Below are 12,478 nucleotides of genomic sequence, written 5' to 3' on the forward strand. Positions count from 1 at the left end.
TAACTATAACTATAACTATATCTAAGTTGATTCTTATAGCTTTTATTACTGCTGATAATTAAAACTTTTTTGGAGTCTAATGTCTTCTACTGACGAACCAATCATAACTTTAAACTCACCCGATTCAGCTAACCAATCATTGGTGTTAATATCCCAAAATGATAAATCACGTTGATTCAGAGTGAAACTAACTTGTCCCGTTTCTCCAGCTTTTAGCCAGATTTTATCAAAGCCTTTCAACTCTTTCAGCGGACGAGGCACACTAGCCTTAACATCATTAAGGTACAACTGCACAACTTCAGCACCATCGGTTTTGCTGGTGTTAGTGATACTGGCAGTGACAGTTAACGTATCATCTCCGCTTAGTTTACTACTTGAGAAGTTAATGTCGTCATAGCTAAATTCACTGTAAGACAAACCATGACCAAACGGGAATTCAGGCGCAATTTTTTGTTGCTCAAACCAGCGATAACCAATAAATACCCCTTCAGAATATAACGATTCTTTCTCGTTATAATCATTTAGCGCAATAGGTGCAGTATCTTGTAGCTTTTTAGGAAGGGTTATCGGCATTTTGCCACTTGGATTAGCATCTCCAAATAAGATGTCAGTATAGGCATGACCCGCTTCCATTCCGCCATACCAACCCCAAGCAATAGCGTTTGCTTTTTCAGCCCAAGGCATTTCTACAGCCGAGCCGCCAATCATAAATACGACAGTATTCTGATTTGCCGTTAATAGTTTCTCGATAATTTCATCTTGCTGGCCTGGTAACTTCATATCCGGTCTATCAATCGATTCACGATCGTCTGCATGACTTAAGCCGCCAAAATAAATTACCGCGTCAGCATTTTTCGCAGCGGCTAAATACTCATCTTCTGAATTGTATAAACTGTTTGGCGTTTCCCAACCTAAAGTGACTTTATCTTTACCTTGATAAATAAGCTTAAAAGCATAAGTTTCACCAGCTTTCAGCTCTACTTCAGCGTTAATAATATTGGCAGGTTTCGCATTATCATCGACAATGGCCTTGTCATTAATCAACAGGGTTACTTTACCTTGCGCCATTAGCTTTAATGTGTGCTTTCCTGTTTCCATCGGTTTGATATTGGCAAGAATTTCAACGTTTTGTTGTTGACCTTTGGCATCAAACTGCGGATCTGCAATCCATGATTCGCTGCTTAATTGATTAAGTTGATTATCTGCATAATAGTTAATTTGCCAAGAAGGGGTACCAGTCCAATGACGAGTGGTTAAGTAGTCATTTGGGATTGGCATAAATGCACTACTGGCAGGGCGCATGTGTTGAATATTAACTTTACGGCCATTTTGTTCAAATTTTGCGTTAAGGCCATCAAGTGGACTGATTTCATATAAGGCTTTTACCTCAGATGACCCGCCGCCAAAGCCATGGCGTTTATCTGCGTTAGGCCCTAACACTAAGATGTTTTTGACCTTATCCGCATCAAGGGGTAATACCTGCTTGTTGTTCTTTAATAGCACTACGCCATTGGTCGCAATGGTGCGAGCATCGTCACGATGGGCTTGAGTATTACGTTCACCTGATAAGCGTTGTTTATCCATCATGCCAATGCTTAATTGCACTCTAAGAATACGGCGTACTTTATCATCAAGCTCAGATTCAGGCACTTTACCTGCTTTTATCATTGCTAGGAGTGGATCAGCTAAAAAGTATTCATCATAACTTTCGACAGCGGTGCCCATTTCAATATCTAGGCCGTTCATGGCAGCATCATAGGTATTGATATCGACATTCCAGTCAGTAAGGAGCACACCTTCGTAGGCCCATTCACCTTTTAAAATGGTTTTAATCAAATGATGGCTTTGGTTAGCATTAGTGCCGCGAAACTCATTATATGCGCCCATGATGGCATGCACATTGGCTTCTTTAACTGCAGCTTCAAATGCGGGCAAGTACACCTCTCGTAGGGTTCGCTCGTCAGGTTTGGCATTCACTCCAGTACGGTTTAACTCTTGGGTGTTTAACGCATAATGCTTAACGGTTGCTCCGACATCATTAGCTTGAATGGCTTTGACTGTTGGCACGACTAATGTGGCAGCCAAGTATGGGTCTTCACCCATGTACTCAAAGTTGCGACCATACAATGGCAGGCGTGCAAGGTTAACGCCTGGGCCGAGAATAAGGTCTTTATTACGATGACGCGCTTCAGCCCCCAAAACATTCCCATGCAAACTGGCCATGTTAGGATCCCAACTTGCGGCTACTGCCGTGAGTGGCGGCAAATAAGTTGAATAGTCATTCGTCCAGCCGGCAGGTGCCCAAGAGTTTCTGTCAATTTCGTAACGAACCCCGTGAGGACCGTCAGACATCCACATTTCATGAATATTTAATCGCTCAATTGCTGGGATATGAAATTTTCCGCCTGCATGGACTAAAGACACTTTTTCCTCTAGAGAGAGCTGAGGTAAAAGACGTTCAATTTCAGATTCAACCTGAGATAAACGGTGCTGTAAACGCTGTTGCTCACTTTGACTCAGTACTGATAATGCATGTGACTGTTTCACTGTATTTGATGAATCTGCAGTACTTGATGAGTCAGCAATGACAGCCGAACTGCTTAACATCAGTATTGAAGCTGAAATTGAAACTGCTCGAAGTCTATTTTTTGTAAGCGCTTTCATTTTTGGCCGATATATCGGTGTCATCTGAGGCTCCTTGATAGATTAATAAAAGATATTTTTTATGAGGTTAACAATGTCAATTGGCAAAGAGTTCACCAGCATAATTAGCTGACATTGATGAATATATTGGCCGTTAAGCGGCCTGTTTGGGGGTTACTATCAATATCTGTTTTAGGACAGACTAAAGTTGAATGCAACAAATTACCCGGATATATCACCAATCGATGTTGTTTATATTCGATTTGATGATGTTGTTGGTAATACTGATTACTTTCGACAAAATATTTTGCCGGATGCGGAGCTAGTGCTTGTAAATAGGGCTCTGCAGCTCTGAAGTATTCATCCATATTGGTTTGGGTAATACGTTCGAATTGTGTAGGAACGTGCTTAAAAAATGCCGTTGCCCCATGGTCTTCTTCGTTAAGATACTGCAGTAATGCAAAATAATAGGGCGCAGGGGTATCAAAGTGTGGAATACGTTGTAACGTCGTCAAATTTTCTGGCTGGCGATTGATTAACGAAAAGTACGTTGCTTGAGGTTTGATGCGAAGGTTAGTGGGTATTTTGTAAACATCATAAATCAATTGAAATACGTGGTTTAATACTTCAATCACATAATCTCTAGGCAGTTTGGCTCTTATCCCTGGATAATAAGAACCTTTGTCTAAGTTAAAGTCGATTTGATCAGCGCAATGTTGTAGTTCAGAGATGTCAGCAGTAAAGTCATCGATAACAATCACAGGTGTTTTTTGTTCACCAATATAATGGATCTCTGGTTTCAATGGCTTGTTGACGCGTACCATTGGATTGAGATCTGTTGGCTTAGCACTAGATACTTGCTTTGGCACTGTTTGCGAATGTGGTTCTGTCATAAACAACCTTACTGGCTTAATTCTAAATAAACTCAATCATGATTAGTTAAAGCATTTTTGACTTACAGTAATGCTGCACAAAATCATAATGATCAGGCAAATTCGAGACTTTCTGTTTCGCTTTTGCTTTGATTGAGCCTAAGAAGTGTTCCAGCTCTTCATCTTCCATCATATCGACGATTGGGTGATATTGTTTCGGTGCTAAACCTTGACCCATCATTACCTGTATCCAAGAGCTTTCGCCAAATAATTCATTACCGTGTTTATACACTTTGCCAGAAGCATCAAACATATCGATACGATGTTGCAACGATGAAGGTACGCTCATATTTTTACAATAGCGCCAGAAGCGAGTATCAGTGCGGTCAGTGACCTTATAATGCAATACAATAAAGTCGCGGATGTTTTCAGTTTCTGTGCGAGTTTGCTCATTAAACTCATTAATGTCTTCTTCAACAATACCTTGTGAAGGGAACATTTGCAGAAGACGCACAATACCTCGTTGAATAAGGTGGATGCTGGTGGACTCTAACGGCTCTAAAAAACCAGATGATAAACCAATTGCGATACAGTTTTTATGCCATGTTTTACGGCGACTGCCAGTGCGGAACTTAATCACACGAGGGTCAGTTAACGGCTCACCTTCAATATTGTTCATTAACGTGGTTTTGGCATCTTCATCACTCATGTATTTACTGCAAAAAACGATGCCATTACCGGTACGGCTTTGAAGTGGAATCCGCCATTGCCAACCTGAATCACGAGCGATTGAGCGAGTATAAGGAATCGGTTTTTCGGTGGTTTTGGTTTGCACTGCAATCGCGCTATCACATGGTAACCAATGGCTCCAATCATCAAAACCTGTATTGAGTGTGCCTTCGATTAGCATGGCTCTAAACCCAGTGCAATCAAGGAATAAATCACCTTCCACAATTTCGCCTGAGTCAAGTTGTAAGGCTTTAATATTGCCGCTATCTTCATATTGCAAGACATCATTAATTTTGCCTTCTATACGAGTGATGCCATGTTGCTCGGCAATGGCACGTAAGAATTTAGCGTAAAGCGTCGCATCCATATGATACGCATGGTTGTAATCTTGATTCGGCAGTACAGCAAAGCGACCTTCTCGCGCCGCTAAATGCTCAGTACAATAGTCGCCGATTTCACTGACGATGCCACGTTGTTGGCCTTTCAGCCAAAAATGTTGGAAACCACAGGCCCAGCAATCTTTGCCGAGAAAACCAAAGGAGTGAATGTAATCTTTTCCCACATCGTGCCAATTTTCAAATGAAATACCTAATTTAAAAGTGGCATTGGTGGCAGCCATGACATCTTGTTCTTTAATGCCTAATAAACGATGAAAAATATGCAACGTAGGAATGGTGGCTTCACCGACACCTACAGTGCCTATTTGATCGGATTCAACCAGTACCACTTCTAAGTTTTTACCTAGCAGTTTTGTTAATGCAGCAGCGGCCATCCAGCCAGCGGTGCCACCACCTGCGATGACAACTTTTCTAATTGGCTTGTTTGAAGCGTTTGCTTTTTCAGAGGCTTGCTTTTGCATAACAGAATTTCCTTACGATCAATTCACAAAATAGTGATTAACTCTTTATTATTTGTTGTTTGAAAATTAATGAACTCGCTTCTTTATGAGTTTATCGCTTTAACTTATTAATTAAGTCCGCTCTAAGCTTTCGAGCATTGATATCATCCAGAGGTTTAGTCTGCATCCCTTGAGCATCTTTCGGGATATGACTGACGTCATCGTCATCATGATCAAATATGTAGTGATTGAACATGGCTTTCCAAGCTTGTCGTTGTGCTTTAGGCAGTGAGCGAAGACTTAACATTGCCATTGCCAGCGCGTTATTCGGTCTACCTAGATAAGCTGGCGTGTCTCGCCACCAATGGGTTATCAACACATTAAAGGCTTCTACACCACTTACTTGATGCCACCACATACTAGGAACATATAGCACATCACCTGGCTCAAGCTCAGCGGTTTGAGCCGCTGCAAGGGCATGTTTATATTTAGGGTATCTATCAAAGTCGGGCGCATCAAAGTCGACCATACTAATTTCTTGGCCACCTGGGGCAAACTCCATCGGGCCAATGTATAAATTACCGACTTGCTCGGGTGGGAATAGGGTAAATGTACGCTTGCCAACAACGTTACAGGCAAGATTTTGCGGGAAATCAAAATGTGCTGCTATTCGAGATTGATTACCTAACCAGACGCTGGTTAGTGGCTTAATAGACTCAAGTTTTAAGCTGTTTTTATCTGCTAAACCTGGCAGAAACTGATTAATCTCAGTTGAACCCATATAGATACTTGGCGGAAAGTCATCATCTTTATGGGTAAATAGCTTATCAATCACCTGATGTAAATTAAGCTGGGCGGCCTGATAATTAAAGCCGTTAACTTGATCGTTATAAAATACGCGGCCTTTATGTTCTGGTGCCACGTAATAGGCAGTTACTGGGGTTTGCTGATAAAAAGACAGTAAGTATTGAGCCGCATCTTCAGCACTTTTAAGGCCTGCTTCCACTAAAGGCCAGTGGGCACAAGCTCCTTTAAAAATAACGGGTTCATCGATTGACTCAATCTCATCAATGATGTCACTCATTGAGCTGTTTTCAATCACTCTTACTGTCTGTTTCGTATCCATTTACAACAACCTTATAGATGTGCCTGATACAGCGTTAAGCACTTGTCTGAGCATTTTTGAAGTTCAAAAGCTGTCTTATATTTGATTGTGATGCCAACGTCATATAAATAGCGCTGAGATAACCTTGCTGATGCAGTTCAGCGAGTGTTTCCGCGGGAAGCATGGCAAGGGTTTGTTCATTGATGGTGTAAAAACCAATCATTTGGTGCTTTTCACCGTTATCAAGCTCAATGTCTAGAGTAAATGACTCAAGCAATTCAAGTTTGATCAGGGTTTCAATAAAGTTTTTGCTATCGATTAAGCCATGGTGAATGGTTTCAAGCATTTCACCGACTTCATCAAGGTAAGGGGTGTTACCACCGTATGGGAAGAATAGCGGCTCACCTTCGGCTTCATTGATTCTAGGATGGTTTGGATCTAAATGAATCACACGTTGAACCTGCTCAACACCATCTTCCTGTACAGTTTGCTGACCGATTAAAAAAGGTTGGCGGCGGACAGTTAATGGAATATAGGCAGCTTGCCATTTACCATCTTGAAGAAACAAGTTTTCTTTATGTTGGAAGCCAAACATAGCAACAGAATAGAATTGGCCGGTATTACTGTCTTTTTGAAAAAAGATTGGATAATGCGCCTGTACACTTCTAAATTCGGCTGGAAAGGTCACTGTGTACCAAAGGTTATCACCGAATTTTTCTGAGCGTTCAGTAATAATTTTTAAGTCTTTATGATCGACACTATTGAGTAATACTGGTTTATTCATGCTGACATCCTAATCAAATACAGTCTTAGCTGTGTTTATTGTTATGTGTAATTGGTCTTGTAATAGCGAGTGTAATTTGTCGTTTATTATTGTATTGCGACTAAATCTTAGGTAATCCATATTGGGCAATTTTTGCCAGCAACTCTCGGTTGGTGGGCAATATTTGCTTTAAGCCTTGTGTACGTTTTATATTTTCACTGAAAAGTTGTTGAGCTTTATGTTGCAATGACGGCTTTAGTTGAGTTGGCACCATGGTCTGAAATTCCATACCATAAAGCACGAATTGAAAACTCGCAGCTGGAAATAACACATCTGTATGTTGAATGTCGTGTATATTCGGCGCTTGAGTTCGCCACAGCTCGATTTGTTGTTGTAGAGAATCCGGTATCGTTGATGACTCACGATGGTCATGCCAATAGTCACTGTCGCTTCTTTTACTCAGGACATAATGCAGCTTTAAAAATTCGATAATTTGCTGCCAATGTTGGCTAAAACGTTGATTGACTCGAGAGGCAACAATATCCATTACTTGTCTATTCGCAGGTAATTGCTTAGCAAGGGTATTGGCACTCCATTCAACTAATGCTAGCGCTGATGCTTCTAAAGGCTCGATAAAGCCTGCAGCCATACCGATAGCCATACAATTGTTTTTCCAGCAGACTTGTCGATGCCCCGGTGCAATAGAAAGTTTTTTGAACTCTAGATTATCCACATCAATATTGACTGTGGGTCTAAGGTAATCGATAAGCTGCTTTTCTGCTTGGTCTTGATCGGTATGACTCGATGAATAGACATGACCGACGCCTCGCCTTGTCGGTAAACCAATATCCCAAATCCAACCATTTGTTTGCGCAGTAGAATGAGTGCATGAAGCAATCTCTGAGTCAGGGCTTGGGTAGGGGACTTGTACCGCTAAAGCGGAATCATTAAATAACACCGACTTTTGGCATATAAATGGAACGCTTAACTGCTCACCAAGCAGTAAAGATTTGACTCCAGTACAGTCCACAAAAAAGTCAGCCTTGAGGATGCCTGATTGCTTGGTTGCTAAGTGGCTAATATCCCCATTGTCGTTTTTGTGAATACTGGTGACATGGTCTTGAATATGAGTCACGCCAAGTTTTTCGGTGCAATGCTTTTGCAACAGCTGGCTAAACTTACCTGCGTTAAGGTGGTAGCCGTAATTATTTTGAAATTGATACTCACCAGTAGTGATTTGTTTAGGCGCTAAAAATAATTGGCTTAATTGATTTTGCTGACCAACAGCATCTGCAAAGCTGACTTGCTCTCTGTGTGGCATCCAGTAAGGACAAAGATCTAATTCGTTTGTTCCTATAGGTAAACTGAAAGGATGAAGATATTGCTCGCCGGAGCGATTGCGTGTATTAGCTGAGTGAGTCCAGTTGAAAAAACGCGAACCTTGCTTAAAACTTGCGTCGCAATGGATTAAAAACTCAGTTTCACTGATGCCGATATTTTTGAGTGTGCTGCGCATTGAAGGCCAAGTACCTTCACCTACGCCAATGGTCGGCACATCTGGAGATTCTATTAAAGTGATATTGAGCTTAGGAGAGGGCGATAACTTGCCATTATCAGCGTTGTGTTCAGCAGCCAATATTCCCGCTGTTAACCAACCTGCAGTGCCGCCGCCAACAATAATAATGTTTTGAATCGCTTGTGCCATAAAATGCCTATTTTAAATTTTGTAGTTAAGGCCAGTTTTAATAACTTTAATTCGTATCGATAGAGTCATTTTTTCCGCTAGAGCTTGACTAGCATTGAATATTTTTCAATCGCTTACAAGTGTTTGTAAGTAATAATTTGTAATAATGAGAGAGAATTGTAAATTCATAAAAAAGGTGCAACGTCCATGTTGCTAACGGATGTAGCTTAAAAAAAGAGGTGACCATGATAGTCACCTCAAACGACCTTAGTTTACATTTTTAAAACGTGTTCAAGTTAGAATGTATAACGTGCACCTAGACTGTATCGAGCTCCTGTTTGGGTGTAGTTCAATACTTGAGTAGTTGAACGACCATGAGTTCGCGTATTTTCTTCAGTGATGTTTAACCCTTCGAAGAATACTGTTAGGCCTTCAACTGCCGCAATGTCATAACCAATATTGAAATCAACTTGTGAATATTCTTCAGTATATGATGGGTTAGCACCGGTGCCGTCACCTGTTGAGTTCAAGAACTCATCACGCCAGTTCCATGCTAAACGAGCAGAGAAACCATAGTTTTCATAGATGGCAACAACGTTAGCTGTATCACTGATGTTGGTAAGTACATTTTGCGGATCATCACCAGGTCGGTTTAGGTTGTAATTGTCATAAGAGTCGCCTGCATTTACTAACGTGTAGTTAGCTTGCATGCCGAAACCTGACTCGCCAAAGAAGTGCTGTACTGCAAATTCCCAACCATCAATCACAGAACTGTCGCTACTGTTTGAAGGCGTTGTTAGTACAAAGTTAAGGCTTGGGTCACCAGGGTTACCAGTGATTTCAATATTGCCGTTATCTGGGTTTAGAGTGACATTTGGATCGGTTGCACCATAAGTGTCGTAAATCCACTGTCGCTGATCAATGGCTGTTACATTTCCAGCGGCAATAGCTTCTGCAACGTAAACACCATTTGATGGATCTGCAATTTCATAAATAGTAGAATTTACAGGGTTACTATCAATAAAGTTTGTTACGTCTTTACGGAAGTAACCGACAGAGACATAACTCGCATCTGCGTAGTACCACTCACCAGAGAAATCATAGTTAGTTGATTCAAGTGGTAATAAGCTTGGGTTACCTGATTCACCACTACCACCACCACGGTTAGCTAGTGTTCCAACTGTCGTACCACCTTGAATAGAGGTGTAGTCTGGTCGACCAATTGTTTCACTGTATGCAGCACGTAAATAAATATCTTCTACGACTTCAATATTGAAGTTGAAACTTGGTAAAAAGTAATCATACGAACCTGTTTGAGTACCAAATACACGGTTATCAGATGTAGTGCTTTGAAGTGCAATTTCTGTTTCTGCTATCCAAGTTGCTTGGTCATAAGATGAAACCGCTGACTTAGATTCAACATCTGTTTTTTCATAACGTACGCCGAAGTGAACATCAAATGGCATATCGCCCCATTCGCCTTCGTAGTTATATTGAACATATGCTGATTGTGACTCTTCTTGAGTGAAACGGTCGGTATCACTTGCATAGTCAGTAGATGGACAGAAACCGTTACCACAATCACCAACAGCTGTAGAGCCGTATAGTTCAGCAGCGCGAGCGCGAACCGCTTCAAAATCCCAAAGGAAAATCACATCTTGTGGGTCAATAGAGGCAGAACCTTCATAATCTGAGAAGTCACCTTGTGAACCGTCAAATTTATCTTGAACGCTACCCGCTGGGAACCATGAAGGGTCAAAATCGCCTTCAGCGCCAACACCACCCCAGTCATTACGTTGTACGTTTACTGATTGAGAGTGATTATTTACGTCAGTTGCTGCGATACCAAAGTCGATGCTACCAGCCTCTTCAAAGACGTAAGTACCATTGATTTGTAGTTGTTCAACTTCTGATTTATTACGAGCATTACCAAATACTGAACCAGTAACACGCATATCTTCAGGACGAACAGCATTACCACCACCAACAGCGAGTACTGGTACGTCACCGGTGAAATCAGTTGCAGCGCTTGTACGAATAAATGCTGCAGTACTTAAGTTACTGTTACTACCGTTAGGGCTATTAGGTGAACGCTCTGCTTCTGAAGTATGGTAATCCAATGATAAGAATAAGTTATCAGTTGCATCCCACTCTAAATTAAAGCCTAAAGAGCCACTTTCATCACGTGTTCCGTAATCACCCGCGGCCATTGATAAATCAGCGCCGCCATCAGGGTAAGTTTCAGAGTAAACCAATGGAGATGATACTGGGCCATCTGACCAAGTACTTTCTTGAGTAGGAACAAAGTTAAACCATGCAGATACATCATGTGATTGGGTATCAACATCATTTTGCATATAAGTGTAATCTAGAGTTGCACGTAACGAGTCAATTGGCTCGTATTGTAAAACTAACTGACCATTAGTACGGGTACGTTGCTGCTCTTCAAAACGGTAAACCGTTGTTTGTGGCACTGCGTAAACATCATCTTCACCAGGACGGTTAATTTGATTGTCATCTTTTGGTACGCCGCCCCATTCTGCATTATCGCCGCCCCAGTCTTGGTCAACAATACCTGGGAAGCTACGCCAGCCTGTGCCGACTTGAGCTTGTTGGTTACCGCTTTCACGTTCTTGGTAACTCGCAGAAATAGATATACCAAATTTGCCATCAGCAAATGTATTTGAATATAAACCTGATAGTTCTGGTGTAACAGAGCCTTCATCAGTTGATTGATCATCAACAGCTTTAACACCGAAAGTCGCTTTAAGGCCTGGAGAGCTTAGTGGGCGATGAGTTAGAACATTAATTGTTGCGCCAATACCACCAGTTGAGTTTTTCGCTTGGCTTGTTTTCTCAACTTCAACTGCACTAATTGCTTCAGATGCAATGTTAGCGAAGTCAAAAGAGCGAGAACCGGTTGTTACTGGCATTTGACGGTTATTGAGCATAACCAAGTTTTGGTCTGCACCGAAACCACGAACAGAAACACGGCTACCTTCACCATTTTGTCTGTCGATTGATACACCCGTAATACGTTGCAAAGACTCAGCTAAGTTACTGTCTGGGAACTTACCAATGTCTTCAGCGTTAATTGCATCAACGATACCGTTAGAGCTACGTTTTAAATCCATTGATTTAATTAAGCTTCCGCGAATACCCGTGACTTGAAGTACTTCAATGTTTTCATCTGCAGCGGCTTCATCAGCTGCGAATGCTGGCATCATGGTACTTGCACTCAGTACTACCGACAAACTAGTGGCAATTCTGGTCTTTTTAAATGTTCTAAATTTCATCTAAGTCTCCCCTCGACTAGATCTCAGGCTACTACTCTCTGATTTTTTTATTCGGATTACGCATTCACGTAATATGTTTTTTCATCATTTGTAAACGCTTTGAAAAGCCTTTATGTAAAAGTTAATGTAAGCGCTTACATAAAACTAGATTAATTTGTTAACAGCGTCAACAATAATTGCTACAAAAAATCACAAGCTGTTAACTTTGTTTTTGTGGCAAAACAAAACAAGAAATCTTAAGTTGCTGAATAAAAACATTAATAATTTACTATTTAGCAGTTTTATCTAAAATAAAAAAAAGAAATAATTTTGTGATAGCGCTTACATTTTTTTTGAAATAAATACGCTAGGGAAGGTGGTTGTTGCAGATTATGGAAGCTAATTTCAATATAAAGACAGTTTAGTGCAGTTACATGCTTGTTTTTACACATATTGTATGACAAATGAATAGTGTTTTTAAATGAGTATTAGGTCAATTTCGGAGTCAAAAATTGCCATGAATTGAGATACTATTTTAGAAAATACGCAAAGCAGTAAGCAGTAAGCAG

At 40.9% G+C, this 12,478-nt stretch carries 7 protein-coding genes; all 7 read right to left on the reverse strand.

The window, feature by feature from the left end; translation table 11 throughout:
• Positions 1-45: 45 nt before the first annotated feature.
• A complete protein-coding gene (locus tag BCU84_RS01190) occupies positions 46-2,688 on the reverse strand; it encodes a glycoside hydrolase family 3 C-terminal domain-containing protein (protein ID WP_241906324.1) in 2,643 nt (880 codons plus the stop codon).
• 80 nt (positions 2,689-2,768) lie between these two features.
• Positions 2,769-3,536, reverse strand: a complete 768-nt coding sequence (locus tag BCU84_RS01195; RefSeq protein ID WP_241906325.1) for a DUF6445 family protein — start codon at positions 3,534-3,536, stop codon at positions 2,769-2,771.
• A 46-nt stretch (positions 3,537-3,582) separates the two neighbouring features.
• Positions 3,583-5,103 (reverse strand): tryptophan halogenase family protein, encoded by a 1,521-nt coding sequence (locus BCU84_RS01200; RefSeq protein ID WP_102526278.1) that lies wholly within the window; start codon positions 5,101-5,103, stop codon positions 3,583-3,585.
• A 91-nt stretch (positions 5,104-5,194) separates the two neighbouring features.
• The gene (locus BCU84_RS01205; RefSeq protein ID WP_102526279.1) at positions 5,195-6,208 is read right to left on the reverse strand and encodes a cupin-like domain-containing protein; all 1,014 of its coding nucleotides are present in this window, start codon (positions 6,206-6,208) and stop codon (positions 5,195-5,197) included.
• Between the two features lie 34 nt (positions 6,209-6,242).
• Positions 6,243-6,971: a SapC family protein gene (locus tag BCU84_RS01210; RefSeq protein ID WP_102526280.1), complete on the reverse strand. Its 729-nt coding sequence runs from the start codon at positions 6,969-6,971 to the stop codon at positions 6,243-6,245.
• Positions 6,972-7,071: 100 nt separating this feature from the next.
• The gene (locus BCU84_RS01215; protein WP_102526281.1) at positions 7,072-8,655 is read right to left on the reverse strand and encodes a tryptophan halogenase family protein; all 1,584 of its coding nucleotides are present in this window, start codon (positions 8,653-8,655) and stop codon (positions 7,072-7,074) included.
• Between the two features lie 275 nt (positions 8,656-8,930).
• Positions 8,931-11,930, reverse strand: a complete 3,000-nt coding sequence (locus BCU84_RS01220; protein ID WP_102526282.1) for a TonB-dependent receptor — start codon at positions 11,928-11,930, stop codon at positions 8,931-8,933.
• Positions 11,931-12,478 lie beyond the last annotated feature (548 nt).

The organism is Shewanella sp. 10N.286.51.B7, from assembly GCF_002873615.1.
GTDB lineage: Bacteria > Pseudomonadota > Gammaproteobacteria > Enterobacterales > Shewanellaceae > Shewanella > Shewanella electrodiphila.